The organism is Pseudomonas sp. BAV 4579 (genome assembly GCF_009765395.1).
In the GTDB taxonomy this organism is placed as follows: Bacteria; Pseudomonadota; Gammaproteobacteria; order Pseudomonadales; family Pseudomonadaceae; genus Chryseomonas; species Chryseomonas aestiva.
In genome coordinates this window covers 23,399-40,090 of record NZ_WHOV01000034.1, presented here as the reverse complement: position 1 = coordinate 40,090, position 16,692 = coordinate 23,399, and the positions used below count along the sequence as shown (strand labels likewise).

The 16,692-nt window shown below is 67.9% G+C and carries 10 protein-coding genes and 1 pseudogene; 3 read left to right on the top strand and 8 right to left on the bottom strand.

From position 1 onward, the window contains the following. Window positions 1–50: 50 nt before the first annotated feature. A complete protein-coding gene (locus GSQ95_RS09325; RefSeq protein ID WP_158896236.1) occupies window positions 51–1,271 on the bottom strand; it encodes a pyridoxal phosphate-dependent aminotransferase in 1,221 nt (406 codons plus the stop codon). 159 nt (window positions 1,272–1,430) lie between these two features. Here GSQ95_RS09325 and zapE point away from each other — a divergent pair, with 159 nt between their 5' ends. The 3 genes from zapE (at window position 1,431) to GSQ95_RS09310 (ending at window position 4,137) form a co-directional block, all read left to right on the top strand. Continuing rightward, window positions 1,431–2,531 carry a cell division protein ZapE gene (gene zapE, locus GSQ95_RS09320; protein ID WP_158896233.1) on the top strand — a complete coding sequence of 367 codons (1,101 nt, stop codon included), beginning with the start codon at window positions 1,431–1,433 and terminating at the stop codon, window positions 2,529–2,531. Between the two features lie 91 nt (window positions 2,532–2,622). Continuing rightward, window positions 2,623–3,486 (top strand): MBL fold metallo-hydrolase, encoded by an 864-nt coding sequence (locus GSQ95_RS09315; RefSeq protein WP_158896231.1) that lies wholly within the window; start codon window positions 2,623–2,625, stop codon window positions 3,484–3,486. 201 nt (window positions 3,487–3,687) lie between these two features. Next, window positions 3,688–4,137, top strand: a complete 450-nt coding sequence (locus GSQ95_RS09310; RefSeq protein ID WP_241495391.1) for a DMT family transporter — start codon at window positions 3,688–3,690, stop codon at window positions 4,135–4,137. Window positions 4,138–4,145: 8 nt separating this feature from the next. Here GSQ95_RS09310 and GSQ95_RS27115 read toward each other — a convergent pair. The 7 genes and pseudogenes from GSQ95_RS27115 to GSQ95_RS09275 all read right to left on the bottom strand — a co-directional run bounded on the left by GSQ95_RS27115 (window position 4,146) and on the right by GSQ95_RS09275 (window position 16,560). Beyond that, window positions 4,146–6,643: pseudogene (locus GSQ95_RS27115) on the bottom strand (PepSY domain-containing protein). Then, complete coding sequence (locus GSQ95_RS09300) at window positions 6,643–7,326, bottom strand: Fe2+-dependent dioxygenase (protein WP_158896229.1); 684 nt, start codon at window positions 7,324–7,326, stop codon at window positions 6,643–6,645. Before GSQ95_RS09300 ends, GSQ95_RS27115 begins: the two are co-directional and overlap by 1 nt. A gap of 61 nt (window positions 7,327–7,387) precedes the next feature. Continuing rightward, the gene (locus GSQ95_RS09295) at window positions 7,388–9,604 is read right to left on the bottom strand and encodes a TonB-dependent siderophore receptor (RefSeq protein WP_158896227.1); all 2,217 of its coding nucleotides are present in this window, start codon (window positions 9,602–9,604) and stop codon (window positions 7,388–7,390) included. 181 nt (window positions 9,605–9,785) lie between these two features. Then, complete coding sequence (locus tag GSQ95_RS09290; RefSeq protein ID WP_158896225.1) at window positions 9,786–10,949, bottom strand: type III PLP-dependent enzyme; 1,164 nt, start codon at window positions 10,947–10,949, stop codon at window positions 9,786–9,788. 590 nt (window positions 10,950–11,539) lie between these two features. After that, window positions 11,540–13,012, bottom strand: coding sequence for an AMP nucleosidase (gene amn / locus GSQ95_RS09285; protein WP_158896223.1), 1,473 nt, complete (start codon window positions 13,010–13,012; stop codon window positions 11,540–11,542). Between the two features lie 72 nt (window positions 13,013–13,084). Then, window positions 13,085–14,830, bottom strand: coding sequence for an ABC transporter ATP-binding protein (locus GSQ95_RS09280; RefSeq protein ID WP_158896221.1), 1,746 nt, complete (start codon window positions 14,828–14,830; stop codon window positions 13,085–13,087). Continuing rightward, complete coding sequence (locus GSQ95_RS09275; RefSeq protein ID WP_158896219.1) at window positions 14,827–16,560, bottom strand: ABC transporter ATP-binding protein; 1,734 nt, start codon at window positions 16,558–16,560, stop codon at window positions 14,827–14,829. Before GSQ95_RS09275 ends, GSQ95_RS09280 begins: the two co-directional genes overlap by 4 nt. Window positions 16,561–16,692 lie beyond the last annotated feature (132 nt).

The following is a 16,692-nucleotide window of genomic DNA, read 5'->3' as shown; positions in this document are numbered from 1 at the left end:
TCGCCCCGGGTGCCCAACCGCCGGCGCCCCCGGCTCCGCCGGCCGGCTGATCAGGCCAGCAGCCGCCGGGTCGCTTCGGCGATCCGGCGGCAGGCTTCCTCCAGCACCTCGTGCGAGGTGGCGTAGGAAACTCGGAAGTAAGGCGCCAGGCCAAAGGCCGAGCCTGGCACCACCGCCACCCCGCCCTCATCCATGAGGTAGCGGGCAAAGGCCGTATCGCTGTCGATCACCTCCCCGCCCGGCGTCCGCCGACCCAATATCCCCGCGCAACTGGCGTAGACATAGAAGGCCCCCTCGGGCCGCCGCGCCGACAAACCCGGCACCGCATTCAAGGCATCCACCACCAGATCCCGCCGCTCGCGGAACAGCTCGCAGCGCTCGCGCACGATGTCCTGCGGCCCATCCAGGGCGGCGATGGCCGCGGCCTGGCTGACCGAGCAGGGGCAGGAGGTCACCTGGCTCTGCACACTGGCCATGGCCTGGATCAGCGCCTTGGGTCCACCGGCATAGCCCAGGCGCCAGCCGGTCATGGCATAGGCCTTGGAGACGCCGTTGATGGTCAGGGTCCGCTCGCGCAGCCGTGGCTCCAGCGCCGCCGGAGTGACGAAGCGAAAGCCGTCGTAGAGGATGTGCTCGTACATGTCGTCGACCATCAGCCAGACCTGCGGATGGCTCAGCAGCACCTCCAGCAGCGGGCGATAGTGCTGCTCGCCATAGGCCGCCCCCGAGGGATTGGACGGCGAGTTGAGCATCACCCAGCGGGTGCGCGGGGTGATGGCCGCCTCCAGGGCCGCGGCAGTCAGGCGGAAGCCATCCTCCTCACGGCACGGCAGCACCACCGGCGTGCCGCCGAGAATGGTGACGATGTCGGCATAGGTCACCCAGAAGGGCGCGGGGATGATCACCTCGTCACCCGCGTCCAGGGTCGCCATCATGGCGTTGAAGATCACCTGCTTGGCACCGGCCGAGGCGGTCACCTCGTCCTGGGCGAACACCAGGTCGTTCTCCCGGGCGAATTTGCGGCGGATGGCCTCCTTGAGCGCCGGACTGCCGTCGAGCACCGTGTACTTGGTCTGGCCGGCGCGGATGGCCTGGATCGCCGCTTCCTTGATGTGCTCCGGAGTATCGAAATCCGGCTCGCCCGCACCCAGCACCAGCAGATCGGCGCCCTGGCGGCGCAGGGCGTTGGCCCGCTCGGTGATCTTGAGGATCTCGGAGACGCCCACGGAGGCGAGGCAGTGGGCGAGGTGCAGGGTCGAATCGGCGGCCATGACGGGGCTCCAGGCAGAGATGAAAGCGGTGCCGGCGGCGTCCGGCAGGATCGTCTCGCACTATCGAACCGCCGCGGCCGGCCTTCAAACGCTATAAAGGACTCACGTCATTCCGCCGGGGCATGGTCTGCTGCCAGCACGGGCGCTAGAGTGGCGGCCATGTCCAATGCCCTTTCCCCCCTCGCCGCCTACCGCCAGGCCCTGGCCCAGGGCGACCGCCTGCTCGATGTCGCCCAAGAAGCCGCTGCGCGCCAGCTGGAAGCCTGTCACGCCGACCTGCTGGCCGGGCGTCCGGCACGCGGTCTCTATCTCTGGGGCCCGGTCGGGCGTGGCAAGACCTGGCTGCTGGACCTGTTCCACGCCAGCCTGCCGGTGCCCGCCCGCCGCCAGCACTTCCATCACTTCATGCGCTGGGTGCACCAGCGGCAGTTCCAGCTCAGCGGCACCCGCGATCCCCTGCAGGTGCTGGCCCGGGAACTGGCTGCCGAGGTGCGGGTGCTGTGCTTCGACGAGCTCTTCGTCAGCGACATCGGCGACGCCATCCTGGTGGGCGGCCTGTTGCGCGCCCTGCTGGACCAGGGCCTGGTGCTGGTGGTCACCTCCAACCAGCCGCCCGAGCAGCTCTATGCCGGCGGCTTCAATCGCGAGCGCCTGCTCCCCGCCATCGCCGCGCTGCAGGCGCGACTGGAGGTACTGGAGGTGGACGGCGGCCAGGATCACCGCCTGCACGAAGGCCAAGCCGAACCGCGCTTCTGGGTGGACGATCCCACCGCCCTCGCCACGACCTTTGCCCGCCTCACCCCGGGGGAAGCCGTGACGACCGCGCCCCTGATCCTCGGCGAGCGCCCCCTGCCCGTGGTGCAGCGGGCCTCCAGCGCGATCTGGCTGGACTTCGCCGTGCTCTGCCAGGGCGCCTGGGCCACCACCGACTACATCGATCTCTGTACCCGCTTCCCTGCCCTGTTGCTGGGCAACGTCCCCTGCCTGTCCGGCGATCCCCGCGCGGGCCGTATCGCCCGCGGCACCGAAGACGGCGCGACCCGGGTCCTCGCCGGCGATCGCGAACTGCCCCGCCTGGCACCCCAGGATGACGCCGTGCGCCGCTTCATCGCCCTGGTCGACGAAGCCTACGACCGCCGCCGCCCGCTCTACCTGGACGCCGCCGTGCCCCTGGAGCAGCTGTACACCCGCGGCTTTCTGGAATTCCCCTTCCGCCGCACCCTGAGTCGCCTGAGGGAGATGCAGCAGGCGCGCTACTAGACCGGATCGGTCCTGCGGCGACGAGGCACGCCGCGGAGCGGCGGAGCCCCGTGTTAAGGTGGGACATCCCATCTCTTCACGAGGCCCGGTCATGACTCCGCGCATCGAACCCTTCTTCGACGCCACCACGTCCACCTTCACCTATGTGATCTACGAGGCACCCGGCAGCCGCTGCGCCATCGTCGACTCGGTGCTGGACTACGATCCGCATTCGGGCCGCACCGCCACCCTGGCGGCGGATCGCGTCGCCCGCTTCGTGCGTGACCAGGGGCTGACCGTGGAGTGGCTGCTGGAGACCCATGCCCATGCCGACCACCTCTCCGCCGCGCCCTATCTGCGCCGGCAGCTGGGTGGCCGCATCGCCATCGGCGAGGGCATCCGCCGGGTGCAGGGCGCCTTCAAGGACGTGTTCAACCTGGAAGCGGAATTCCGCCTCGACGGCTCCCAGTTCGATCACCTGTTCCAGCCCGACGAGGTCTTCCACATCGGTGCCCTGAGCGCCCGCGCCCTGCACGTGCCCGGCCACACCCCGGCCGACATGGCCTATCAGGTGGAGGAAGACCATGTCTTCGTCGGCGACACCCTGTTCATGCCCGATGTCGGCTCGGCGCGTTGCGACTTCCCGGGTGGCAGCGCCCGCGACCTCTATCGTTCGATCCGCCGGCTGCTGACCCTGCCCGAGGCCACCCGCCTCTATCTGTGCCACGACTATCCGCCCGCCGGCCGCGAAGCGCGCCACGAGACCACCGTGGGTGAAGAGCGCGCCCTCAACGTCCACGTCCGCGATGGCGTGGACGAAGACGCCTTCGTCGCCCTGCGTACCCGCCGCGACGCCACCCTGTCCATGCCGACGCTGATCCTGCCGGCCATCCAGGTGAACATCCGCGCCGGCACCCTGCCGCCGGCCGAGGCCAATGGCCGCCGTTACCTGAAGATTCCCATCGACGGTTTCTAGGCAGTGGGTAGCAGGGCCACCCTCACCCAGCCCTCGTCTTCCGGTCCGGCGATCAGGCGATCATCCCTGAATCCGCGCCGACACGGCCCCCTGCTGGGGCCTTCGGCTGAGCACAGGCGTCAGGGACAGTTACCGGAAGTCGTCGCCACGACTGTTTCGCCCAACCCTGGGGCATACTGCGCGCCCCTTTCACCCGGAGTCCTGTCGATGCCCGTCTGGTGGCTGCTCGTCCTGCCCTTCATCGCCGGTGCCTGCCTGCCGCTGCAGGCCGGCATCAACGGTCAACTGGCCCGGCACCTCGGCAGCGTCTTCGCCGCGGCGTCCATTTCCTTCATGGTCGGTCTGCTCGCCCTGCTGGGCCTGACCCTCTGGCAGCGTGGCGTCCCCACCCTGGGTGCCCTGCGCGAATTGCACTGGTGGCACTGGTGCGGCGGCCTGCTGGGGATGTTCTTTATCGCCATGGCCGCCTTCGCCGGTCCGCGCATCGGCGCCACCCTGTTCATGGCGCTGGTGATCGCCGGGCAGCTGGCCATGTCACTGAGCCTGGATCACTTCGGCTGGGCCGGCTTTCGCCAGGACCCGGTGACCCTCGGCAAGCTGGCCGGTGTGGTGCTGATCGGTGCCGGCGTCTGGTGCATCGCCCGCGCCTAGGTCCAGGTCTAATAGAGATCGCGGCGGTAACGGTCTTCATCGATCAGGCGCTGGACCTCGGCCTCGCCAAGCAGCGCCTGCAGCGTGGCCTGGACGCCGCGTCCCAGGCCCGGCAGGCTGCCGCAGACCATGATCACGGCATCGGCCGCCAACCAGTCCAGCAGCCTTTCGCGCTGCGCCCGCAGGCGGTCCTGCACATAGCCGTCGCCGTCCCGCGAGAACACCCGGTCCAGCCGGGCCAGTTCGTCCCGTGCCTGCCAGGCCTGCAATTCAGTACCGTAGAAATCATCGTGCGCTGCCGTGCGTTCGCCAAACAGCAGCCAGTTGCGCCTGTGCCCGGCGGCGATACGGGCCGCCAGCAGCGGGCGTACACCCGCGAGACCGGTCCCGGCGGCGATCAGGATCAGCGGCCGTTCGTCCAGCGGTGGTCGGAAGCCGGGATGGACGCGGAGCCTTGCCTGCACTCGATCACCAGGCCGTAGCGCCGTGGTCAGCCAGCCGGAGGCGATGCCCAGGCGACCGTTCGCCTTGCGCGCCTGGCGCACCAGCAGCCGCAACGGCCCTTCGCCGGGCAGCGAGGCGATGGAGTACTGGCGCACGGCGAGGGGCTTCAGGGCGTCGAGCAGGGCCTGGGCGTCCAGCCCCCGCAGCGCGGTCTGGTCTTCCGCCAGCAGGCGGGTTTCCAGGGCCGTCGCCAAGGTGAGCGTCACACCCGCAATCTCGACCCTGCTGTCCGCAGCCAGCCCCAGGGACGACAGCCAGGCCGCCACCCGTTCGGCGCCCTGCCGTGGCGCGATCTCGAGGATATCACCGGGTGCCCAGCTGCTCCCGGGCGGTGGCAACAGCTGCAGCTCGAAGACCGCGCCGCCGGGACTGCCGGCATTGACCCGTTGCACCAACGCCAGTTGCCAGGACTGCAGCGGACGCTCGGGCGGTGCCTCGGCACGCGCGGCGCCCAGGGCCTGGAGCTGAGTCTGCCAGAGCGCAAGCGCCTGGGCGTCGCCATTGTCCACCGCCACCGGGGTGAACAGCGGCCGGGCGCCTTGCCCACCCAGCCAGGCATCCAGCCGTTGGGCGAAGGCGCAGTAGGCCGGATAGCGCCGGTCGCCCAGGGCCAGCAGTCCATAGTTCAGGCCTGGCAGCGCGGCTGCCTGGGTCAGCAGGCGTCGCTCGAAGCTGCGCGCGGCATCCGGGGCCTCGCCGTCGCCGTGGGTGGCGACCACGAACAGCGCCCGGGTGGCCTCCTGCAGCCGCTCGACCGAGAGCCGCCCCAGGGCGACCACCTCGGCGCTCAGTCCCGCCGCCTGCAACTGGCTGGCGGCCTGCCAGGCCAGCGCCTCGCCCTGGCCACTCTGGCTGGCGTAGCCAATCAGCCAATCAGCCAGTCGGCAGCGCCCGCCGGGGCGGGTGTCAGCCCGCTTTGCGCCTGGCGCGTCTGGCGGCGTTTGCGCCGGCGATCCAGATAGAGCCAGAGCCCGGTCACCATGAACAGCGGCATGGCCAGGCTGGCGAGCAGCAGGGCCACCCGTCCCGCCAGGCCGAAGTATTCGCCCGAATGCAGGGCATAGACGCTGAGCAGCAACCGAGCGCCCAGCGGCTGCTCGCGATAGCGGCGATGATCGAGCACCTGTCCTGCGCCGTCGAAGACGAGGCGATTGAGGGCACGGATATGCTCGGCATCGTCGGGCAGGTACCAGAGGGTGGGATGGCTGACCTTGCGCGCCGGATTGGGCAGCAGCAGGCCGTAGCCCTCCACCCGTCCGCCGGTCTCCTGCCGAAAGCTCCGCCAGAGCGCGTCCAGGTCCACGTCCTGGCGCGCCACCACGCCGCTGATCTGGGGCTCCGGCGCCGCCCCCAGCAATCGCTCGCTGGCCTGGCGATACCAGTCATAGGACCAGTACAGGCCGGTCAGCGCCGCCAGCAGATAGACCAGCAGGCACCAGGTGCCGGCCACGGCGTGCAGATCCCAGTGGAAACTGCGCCCCCGACGGCCCCAGTCCAGGGTCAGCCAGGTGCGCCAGCGCCGGACCTGGCGCGGCCAGCGCAGGTAGAGGCCGGACAGACAGAGCACCAGCAGGATCAGGGTGGCGGCGCCGGTCAGGGCCTTGCCCACCGCCCCCAGGGCCAGGGAGCGGTGCAGGTCCAGGACCAGGCGAAAGAATGCCTGGCCACGGGGCGAACTCAGCACCTCGCCCGTGTAGCGATCGAACAGCTGCACCTCGGGACGGCCCTGACCCTTCGCCGGTGCCAGGCCGAGCAGACCGTAGCCTTCCCCCGCCATGCTGGAAACGAAGCTCAACTCCCGGTCCGGCGGCACGAGGCGCTGCCGCACTTCCGGCAGCGTCAGCGGGCGCTGGTCCGGCGTCGCGGCGGTCGGCGGCGGATTGAGCAGCGCCAGCAATTCCAGCTGGAAGCTGTAGAGCGCCCCCGTCACGCCCAGCACCACCAGCACCAGACCTGCGGCCAGGCCGAGCAGGCTGTGCAGCTGGAAGAGTCCCCCGCGGATCAGGGCTGAGCCCACTGGCGCAGGAGGTTGTGATAGACGCCGATCAGCTGCAGGCAGGCCTCATGGCCCTGCCCCAGCTCGGCGGCCGCCCGCTGGATACCCTGGTCGAGTTCGAACAGCTGGCCGCGCTGACCGGCATCGCGCACCAGGCTCTGGATCCAGAAGAAGGAACACAGCCGCGCGCCGCGGGTGACCGGCAGCACCCGGTGCAGGCTGCTGGCCGGATAGAGGATCAGGTCGCCGGCCGCCAGCTTGACGCTGTGGGCGCCATAGGTGTCTTCCACCTCCAGTTCGCCCCCGTCGTATTCGTCCGGCTCGCAGAAGAACAGCGTGGCCGACAGATCGGTGCGCAGGTAGCCGCTGCCATCCGGCAGCGGCCGCAGGGCATTGTCCACGTGCAGGCCAAAGGACTGGCCGCCCTGGTAACGATTGAACAGCGGCGGAAACACCCGTGCCGGCAGCGCCGCGGCGACGAACAGCGGATGCCGCGCCAGCGCCTGCTGGATCAGCTCGCCCACCACGCGCGCCGCCGGCTCATCCGCCGGCAGCTGCAGATTGTCCTTGGCCATGGCCGACTGGAAGCCGGCCGTGTGCCGGCCATCGGTCCAGGCCGCCGCCTCCAGCCGCTGGCGGCATTCCCCTACCTGCTCGGGCGTCAGCACGCCCGGAACGCTGATCATCATGGTGATTCCCTCTAACGCCGAAAGCCCTGCGCAGGCAGGGCTCAGGTTGCTGCAGGCGACCTCAGAAGCTGTAGGTCGCGGTCAGGATGGCGGAACGGGCATCGCCGTACTCGATGGCCGACGATCTCGTGCTCACGCCCAGTTGCGAACGCACCCGCTCCACATAGTCCTTGTCGAAGACGTTGTTGACGTTGAGTTGCAGGTCGACGTTGCGATTGACTCGATAGCCGACCATGGCGTTGTGCAGCCAGTAGTCGTCGAGCTTGGCGCCGTCGTTGCTGGAGGTGACGTTGCGCTCGCTGACGTAGCGGGCGCCATAGCCCACCCGCCAACCGGCCGGCAGCTCATAGGTGGTCCAGAGATTGAGCGAGCGCGGCGGGGTATTGGCCAGCGCCTGGCCTTCGCGATTGCGGCCGTCCAGGGTGTCGGCGGCCTTGAGCGTCTCGCTGTCGAGGAAGGTGAAGTTGGCGTAGACATTCCACTGCGGGGTGATCCGCCCGGTGGCGCCCAGCTCGATGCCCTGCACGCGCTGCTTGCCGGCCAGGGCGGTGCTGCCGTCGGCCAGGGTCTCCCGGGCATTGCTCTTCTCGACGCGGAACAGGGCGCCGTCCAGCTCCAGGCGCTTGTCGAGGAATTCCCACTTGGTGCCCAGTTCCCAGGTCTTGTTCTTTTCCGGACCCAGATCCTGGTTGGCCGCGCTCAGGCCGGCGCCGGTGGAGGTCAGGCTTTCCGCCGAGGGATTGAAGGAGGTGCCATAGGCCACGTAGACCCGGCCGTTCGGCGCCGGCTTGAACACCAGGCCGGCGCGCCCGCTCAGCTTGGCGTCATCCGAACTCAGCTTGGTCTTGCTGCCGCGCACGCCGTTGGCGACCGGGGTGGTATCGCTGTCGCCATCGAACCAGTCGTAGCGCAGACCCAGGTTCACGTCCCAGTAGTCGTTGAGGGCGATGGTGTCGAAGGCATAGAGCGCCTTGTCGGTCAGCACGTTGCTGGCGATGGCCGAGGTCTGCTTGTCGGTGGCGCCGTCATAGCGCTCCGGCGGCGCGGCCAGGGAGTAGCCGGCGGCCGGGAAGGTCAGGCCATAGCTGTAGGTGTCGCGGTCGTAGTCCTCGCGGGAGAACTCGGCGCCCAGCACGAAGGAATGGCCCAGGCCGAAGGTGTCGACGTTGCCGGTCAGGTTGGTCTGGTTGATCCACATCTCCGAGGTCACGTCGCGGCCATAGCCCTGGGGACCGGCCGGGCGATAGCGGCCCGCGGCGACGCCACCCAGGTTGACGTGAGACGCCGAGATCACCACGTCGCGCTCGATGCGGCTGTAGCGGGTCAGGTTCTGCAGACTCAGGTTGTCGTTGAGGCGATGCTCCAGCTCCACGGTGAAGACATTGTTGTTGATGTCTTCCTTGTCGATGTTCTTGAAGCCGAAATAGGCATCGCGATCCACCCCGCCCAGGCGCTTGCCGTTGAGCGCCGGCACCCCGTAGTCGGGCTGGTTGTTGTCGGTCTGGTGGAAGTAGCTCAGGGTCAGGCGGGTATCGTCCGACAGGCCCAGGGCCAGTGACGGCGCGATGCCCCAACGCTCGCGGTCGATCTGGTCGCGGCCGGGTACGTCGTTCTCGTGGGCCATCAGGTTCAGGCGGAAGGCGCTATCGGTACCCACGCCCTGCAGCGGCTGGTTGGTGTCCAGGGTCAGGCGGCGATAGCTGTCGGTGCCCAGGCCCGCGCCGATGCGGGTGAACTGGCGCTCCTGGGGCTTCTTGCTGATCAAGTTGATGGAGCCACCGGTGGTGCCGGCGCCGCCGAACACCGAGTTGGGGCCCTTGACGACCTCGACCGATTCCAGGTTGAAGGTGTCGGTGCGGTTGGTCTGGGTGCTGTCGCGCAGGCCATCGATCTGGATGTTCGAGTTGGCGCTGAAGCCCCGGATGTTGATGCTGTCGCCGGAGCCACCACCGCCCTCGCCGACGTTGAAGGTGATGCCGGACACGTTGGACAGCACCGATCTCAGACTCAGGGCCTGCTGGTCCTGGATGACCTGCGCAGGCACCACGGTGACGGTCTGGGGGGTGTCCAGCAGGGGCGCGGTGTACTTGCGCGAGGCGGACTGCTCGGCCTTGAAGCCTTCCTGTTGCGCCTGACCTTCGATGGTCAGACTTTCCAGTCGGGTCACCGGCTCCTTGGCGTCCTGGGCCTGAGTCCCGAGGGACAGCGAAGCGACGGCGACACTGAAGGTGGAAACCAGCAAACGACGCTGGGACAGCGAGGACATTTCCTTGGACATGATGGCGAGCCGCCTCCTCATGTGAATGCGGCGCGATTCTATTTGCAAACGATTATCAACTCCATAGCGAATGTAAATTATTCTTAACAATCCGGAAAAGCGCCTGACACAGCGCTTTTCACCAGGCATGAAAAAGCCCGCGTCCCTGGCTGGACGCGGGCTCGATCGACGCGGAAAGCCCTTAGAGGTAGAAGGCCTTCAGCGGCGGGAAGCCGTTGAATTCCACCGCGCTGTAGCTGGTGGTGTAGGCGCCGGTGGACAGCCAGTACAGGCGGTCACCGCTGGCCAGGTTCAGCGGCAGGCCGTACTTGTAGTGCTCGTACATGATGTCGGCGCTGTCACAGGTGGGACCGGCGATGACGACTTCTTCCATCTCGCCCTTCTTCTCGGTCCAGATCGGAAACTTGATGGACTCGTCCATGGTTTCGATCAGGCCGGAGAACTTGCCCACGTCGGTATAGACCCAGCGCTCGACGGCGGTACGCGACTTGCGCGCCACCAGCACCACTTCGCTGACCAGAATGCCGGCGTTGGAGATCAGCGAACGGCCCGGCTCCAAGATGATTTCCGGCAGCTCGTCACCGAAGTCTTCCTTGAGGAAGCGGATGATCTCCTCGGCATAGGTCTCCAGGCTGTTGGTGCGATGGATGTAGTTGGCCGGGAAGCCACCGCCCATGTTGATCATCTTCAGGGTGATGCCGTCTTCTTCCTTGAGGCGCTCGAAGATCACCTTGACCTTGGCGATGGCGGCGTCCCAGACGTCGATGTCGCGCTGCTGGCTGCCGACGTGGAAGGAGATGCCATAGGGCTCCAGGCCCAGCTGACGGGCCAGGATCAGCAGATCCAGGGCCATGTCGGGCTGGCAGCCGAACTTGCGCGACAGCGGCCAGTCGGCCGAGTTGGAGCCTTCGGTGAGGATCCGCACATAGATGCGCGAGCCCGGGGCGGCTTTGGCGATGTTGCGCAGGTCGGCCTCGGAGTCGGTGGCGAACATGCGCACGCCCTTCTCGTAGAAGTAGCGGATGTCCTTGGATTTCTTGATGGTGTTGCCGTAGCTGATGCGCTCCGGCTCGACCCCGGTGGACAGCACCTTGTCCAGCTCGTAGATGGAGGCGATGTCGAAGTTCGAGCCCTTGTCGCGCAGCAACTCGGTGATCTCGATGGCCGGGTTGGCCTTGACCGCGTAGTAAATCTTGGCGAACGGGAAGTTGCCAACGAGATCGTCATAGGCCCGGCCGATGGTGGCGGTGTCGATGACGACGAAGGGGGTTTCCTGCTGGTCGGCGAAGGCCTTCATCTTCTGGAAGGTTTCGCGAGAATAGTAATCTTCGACCTTGATGGACATGCGTCGGACTCCCGATGGGCAGAACAAATTGAAGGAGGGGGTGTTCTGAACGCCTAATCCGTTTCCCCACTTTGGTTCGCCTACTTCCCAAGGCACATCGCCGAAAGCAAAAAGGTCAACGCGTACTGGCGTTGACCTCGCTGTCTCGTCGTCGGTACTTGAGCCGGATGGATCGTTTCCAGCATGGACGTTCGGGCGCGAACTTTAGGGCCAGACGCCTCAGAGATCAATGTTAAATCCATGATCTTTACCGAACGGTGACGCGTGCGGACTCACCCCTCTCCTGCAACCGACCGGAGCGGGCGCCGAGATGTTCCTGGGGAGCGATGACAGGGGGGAATCAAGAGGCCGGATGACGTCATCGTCGGGCGTTGGCGATGGAGTTGCGCCATCGCGGGCATGGCACCGTAGCGTGGAAAACGGCGCAGCCTTTTCCACTGAGGCGTTCGGTGCCTAGGTGCACCCTCACCCCAACCCTCTCCCAGCGGGAGAGGGAGTCATCCGAGCGATGCCAGGCCACCTTCGATTCAGGCGCCTCGCCGTAGGTTGGGTTGAGCGCAGCGAAGCTCGACACGCCCAACCCCAGCGCCTTAGCGGAACGGCGGCTCGTCGAAGCTGCGCAGCTTGCGCGAGTGCAGGGAGTCGAGCTGGGTGCGCAGCTGGTCCAAGGCGGCGATGCCGATGGCCAGGTGCTGGCTCACCGCGCGGGCATAGAAGGCGTTGGCCGAGCCCGGCAGCTTGATCTCGCTGTGCAGGGGCTTGTCGGACACGCACAGCAGGGTGCCGTAGGGCACCCGCAGGCGATAGCCCTGGGCGGCGATGGTGCCGCTTTCCATGTCCACCGCCACCGCTCGTGCCAGGTTGATCAGCGGGCGTTCCTGGGCCCAGCGCAACTCCCAGTTGCGGTCATCGTAGGTCAGCACGGTGCCGGTGCGCAGGCGACGCTTGAGCGCTTCCCCGCGTTCGCCGGTGACGCTGGCGGCGGCTTCCTGCAGCGCCACCTGCACCTCGGCCAGCGCCGGGATGGGAATGTGCGGTGGCACCACGCGGTCGAGGATGCCGTCGCGTCTCATGTAGGCGTGGGCCAGCACGTAGTCGCCGATGGTCTGCGACTGCCGCAGGCCACCACAGTGGCCGATCATCAGCCAGCAGTGCGGACGCAGCACCGCCAGGTGGTCGGTGATGTTCTTGGCGTTGGACGGGCCGACGCCGATGTTGACCAAGGTGACGCCATGGCCGTCACCGGCGATCAGGTGGTAGGCCGGCATCTGGAAGCGGTGCCAGGCGATGGCGGCGATGACCGCCTGGGCCTCGGTGGGGTCCATGTCGCGTTCGATGATGACGTTGCCCGGCAGCACCAGGCGCTCGAAGCGCGGATCGCTACGCAGTTGCTCCAGGCCGTGCTGGATGAACTGGTCGACGTAGCGATGGTAGTTGGTCAGCAGGATCCAGGGCTGCACGTGGCGCCAGTCGCTGCCGGTGTAGTGGACGATGCGTCTCAGCGAGAAGTCGGTGCGGGCGGCGTCGAACAAGGCCAGCGGCAGCGGATCGATGCGCTCCCAGTCGTAGTGGCCGTCGGCGATGTCGTCGTGGGCGGCGGAGAGATCGGTGCTGGGAAAGACCCGCGCCAGCTCGGCGGCGGTCACGCCGCTGCCGGCCAGTTCGTCGCCCTGCTCCACCACATAGGGGTAGGGGATGTCCTGGCGACTGCGACCGATCTCGACCTGGAGGTCGTAGTCGCGCATCAGCGGCTCGAGCTGCTCCAGCAGATAGCCGCGAAAGGCCGCTGGATGGGTCACGGTGGCCACATAGGTGCCGGGCAGCTGGATCTTGGCGTAGGCGCGGGTGGTGGCCGGTGGCACGCCGGGGGCACGATAGCGGATGCGGATCTCGGGGTAGCGGAACAGCTCGCGCTCGGCGGCGCTGGGTTCGACGCGATCCTTGAGATAGCGCTTGAGGGCGGCACCCAGGGCCTGGGTGGCCTCGTCGTGCAGAGCCGCGAGACGGTCGACCGCCTCGCTGGCGGTGGCAACGGCGGTGAAATCCTCGGATACGGAGGTCATGCAGGTTTCCTTGTTGGGGCGCTGGCTATAGCTGACACCCTAACACCCCTGGGTGACAACGGCTGTGACGGCTCATAGGGGTTTGTCACCCTGGGCATGTTGTTCCCACAGCCGGCGATAGTGGCCGTCGGGCCGCTGCAGCAAGGCCTCGTGACTGCCCTCCTCCACCTTGCGGCCATCACGCAGCACCAGGATGCGATCGGCATGGCGGATGGTGGACAACCGGTGCGCCACCACGATCAGGGTGACCTGGCCACGCAACTCGTCCAGCGCACCCTGCAGCCGCGCCTCGGTGGCGCTGTCGATGCTGGCGGTGGCCTCGTCGAGCAGCAGGACCTTGGGTTCGCGCAACAGCGCCCGGGCCAGCGCCAGCAGTTGCCGCTCGCCGGTGGACAGGGTAAAGCCACGCTCGCCCAGCAGGGTATCCAGGCCTTCCGGCAACCGCGCCACCAGGTCGTCCATATGGGCGGTGGCCAGGGCCTCGCGCAGCCGCGCATCCGACACCTGGCTGCCCAGCAGCAGGTTGTCCCTGAGACTGGTGGAACGGATGAAGGGCTCCTGGGGCACGCTGGCCAGGGCGGCGCCCAGCACTTCCGGGGTCAGGGTGCCCAGTTCGCGACCGTCCAGGCAGAGGTGGCCGCCGGTGACCGGTTGCAGTCCGGCGAGCAGGTCGAGCAGCGTCGACTTGCCGCTGCCGGTGGGGCCGACGATACCGAGAAAGGTGCCCGGAGCGATGTCCAGGTCGATGCCGTGCAGGGTGTCGTGGCCCGCGCCGGCATGGCGAAAACGCACCGCGTCGAGGTGGAAGTGCGCGGTCGCGATGGGCCGGTCGTCTTCGCCACTCAATGCCGGCTTCTCTTCCAGCAGGTGCAGCAGCCGGGTGCCGGCCACCGTGGCCTGCTGGAACAGATTGAATCTCTGGGTGATGTCCATCAGCGGCTCGGTCACCCGCCCCAGGTAGGTGACGAAGGCATAGAGCACACCGATCTCGGCGCCGCCCTGCAGATGGCCCATCCCATAGACCAGCAGCAGCACCGCCAGCACCGCCACGCTGACCAGGTCCAGCGCCGAGCGCAGCAGCAACCCGGAAACACGGATGGTGCGCATGCGCGCGCCGTACTGGGCCTGGTTGAGGCGCTGGAAATCCTGGCGGAAGCGCTCGGTCTGGTTGAAGGCCTGCAGGAGACCCATGCCGCCGATGGCCTCGCCCAGGCGGGCGCTCTGCTCGGCGCGCAGCATCCGCACCTCCATGGCCGCCGCGCCGCTGTATCGCTGGTAGGCCCAGACGATCAGCACCGCGGCCGGGATCAGCAGCACGGCGATGGCCATCAGGCGTACGTCGAGCAGGGCCATGGCCACCAGGATGCCGATCAGCAGCACGATGTTGCCGACCATGTTGCCGAGGAAGGCCACATAGAGTTCGCGCAGGGCATCGGTGTCGTTGGTGACCCGCGCCACCAGTTCGCCGGTGGCGGTACGATCGTGGAAGCTCTGCGGCAGGCTCAGCACATGGCGGAACAGCCGGCGCCGCTGCAGGAGCACCACGTCCATGGCGATCTCGGCGAATCTCAGGGATTGCAGATAGCGGCCATAGGCGGCCAGGCCCTGGGAAACCACATAGGCGGCGACCAGGCCCACCAGCGGCCAGAGGCGCAGGTCGTGGGGCACCAGGTAGTTGTCCAGGTAGTGCTTGGTCAGCCAGGGCCCCAGCACATCGAACAGCGTGGCCACGACCAGGATCGCCAGGGTGCCGGCCAGCTTGCGCGGATTGGCCAGTACCGGCTTGAGCAGCAGGGAAAGCACGCGCGTCCTGGTCATTGGCTGGCCTCCTCCGCCTGCTGCAGATTCCACAGTCGGGCATAGAGCCCCCCGGCGGCGAGCAGCTCGCCATGGCGACCCCGCTCCACCAGGCTGCCCTGGTCGAGCACGATGATCTCGTCGGCATGCTGCACGGCGGAAAGCCGGTGGCTGACGATCAGGGTGGTACGCCCCTGCAGCCCGGCCAGCGTCTTGAGCAGGCGGGCTTCGGTGGCGGTATCCACCGCCGAGAGGGTGTCGTCCAGCAGCAGGATGGGCGCGGGCGAGAGCAGCGCCCGGGCCAGGGCCACCCGTTGGCGCTGGCCGCCGGAAAGGGTCAGGCCGCGCTCGCCCACCGGCGTATCCAGCCCGTGCGGCAGCGCCGCCAGATCGGTGGCGAAGGCGGCGGCGTCGAGGGCTTCGCGGATCTCCCCGGCGGTGGCATCGGGCCGACTGAGGGCAACGTTCTTACCCAGGGTGCGGGCGAACAGGAAGGGATCCTGGGGTACATAGGCGAACTGGGCGCGCAGGTCGCCCAGCCGATACTCCTCCAGCGGCACCCCGCCCAGGCGGATGCTGCCCTGCTCCAGCGGAAACTGGCGCAGCAGCAGGCGCAGCAGGGTGCTCTTGCCGCTGCCGGTGGCGCCGACGATACCCAGGGTATCGCCGGCGGGCAGGTCGATGACCACGTCCTGCAAGGCTGGCTGACGCGCCTGGGGATAGGTGAAGGCCGGAATATAGACCGACAGATCGGCCTGGTCCGGGGGCGTCCGGGTGCCCTCGTCGCGAATACGCTCGGTGACGGCGAACACCTCTTCCAGCCGGCGGGCCCCGGCCTCGCCGCGCTGCAGCAGGTTGAAGCACCAGCCGATGGCGAACATCGGCCAGATCAGCTGCACCAGATAGAGGCTGAAGCTCGTCAGCTGGCCGAGGGTGATGTGGCCGTCGAGATAGCGCCAGCTGCCCATGACCAGGGTCAGCAGGGTGGCGAGACTCAGGGCGACGAAGATGATCGGCTCGTAGCGCGCCTCGGTACGCTGCACCTGGTAGTCGGCCTTGGCCACGCTGCGGGCGCGGGCGTCGAAGTCGTCCAGCTCGGCTTCGATCAGGGCATGCTGGCGCAGCATGCGCAGGCCGCTCAGGGCTTCCTGGGTGCGGTCGTTGAGGGCGGAAAAGCCGGCCAGCGCCAGGCCGAAGCGCTGCTGCACCCGCCGCGCCACGCGATAGAAACCCCAGGCCATGAAGGGAAAGGGCAACAGCGCCAGGGCGGCCAGGGGCGCGTCGATGCCGATGAACATGGCCAGCAGCACCAGCAGCAGGGTCAGCATGCCGTCGAAACTGGCCAGCACCCCTTCGCCGGCGGCGGTCTCCACGGCGTCGATGTCCTGGGTGGCGCGGGCCAGCAGGTCACCGGTGCGACTGGACTGGAAGAAGCCGGGGTCCAGCCGCGCCAGCTTGGCGAAGAAGGCGTCGCGCAGCTCCACACCGACCTGGTAGGAGGTGCCGAACAGGCGCACCCGCCACTGATAGCGGAGCACATAGAGGCCGCAGCCGACCGCCACGATCAGGGCGACGCGCCAGAGCAGGCCGGTCTGATCCAGCTCGCCGGCGCGCAGGGCGTCGATGGCCTTGCCGATCCACCAGGGCAGGGTCAGGTTGAGCAGGCCGACGCCCAGCAGGCAGAGAATGGCCGTCCCGTAGGCACGCCGTTGGCGCAGGAAGAAATCACGCAACAACCGCCACAACGCCATAGAACCGCCTTACCCGAGCAAAGGTGCAGTATATCGGCTGCCCAACCGGCCGCGGAGTTCCTTCGTCCCGATCCGGGTCCCATGTCAACGGGTGGCGCAGGGCGCGAGGTCGTTGTAGGGTGCCACTCCCTG

Bases quoted from the DNA above. Each gene is read 5' to 3' on its own strand.
- GSQ95_RS09280 (WP_158896221.1), bottom strand. From the start codon at position 14,830: ATGACCAGGACGCGCGTGCTTTCCCTGCTGCTCAAGCCGGTACTGGCC.
- GSQ95_RS09295 (WP_158896227.1), bottom strand. From the start codon at position 9,604: ATGTCCAAGGAAATGTCCTCGCTGTCCCAGCGTCGTTTGCTGGTTTCC.
- GSQ95_RS09300 (WP_158896229.1), bottom strand. From the start codon at position 7,326: ATGATGATCAGCGTTCCGGGCGTGCTGACGCCCGAGCAGGTAGGGGAA.
- GSQ95_RS09325 (WP_158896236.1), bottom strand. From the start codon at position 1,271: ATGGCCGCCGATTCGACCCTGCACCTCGCCCACTGCCTCGCCTCCGTG.
- GSQ95_RS09315 (WP_158896231.1), top strand. From the start codon at position 2,623: ATGACTCCGCGCATCGAACCCTTCTTCGACGCCACCACGTCCACCTTC.
- GSQ95_RS09290 (WP_158896225.1), bottom strand. From the start codon at position 10,949: ATGTCCATCAAGGTCGAAGATTACTATTCTCGCGAAACCTTCCAGAAG.
- GSQ95_RS09275 (WP_158896219.1), bottom strand. From the start codon at position 16,560: ATGGCGTTGTGGCGGTTGTTGCGTGATTTCTTCCTGCGCCAACGGCGT.
- zapE (WP_158896233.1), top strand. From the start codon at position 1,431: ATGTCCAATGCCCTTTCCCCCCTCGCCGCCTACCGCCAGGCCCTGGCC.
- amn (WP_158896223.1), bottom strand. From the start codon at position 13,012: ATGACCTCCGTATCCGAGGATTTCACCGCCGTTGCCACCGCCAGCGAG.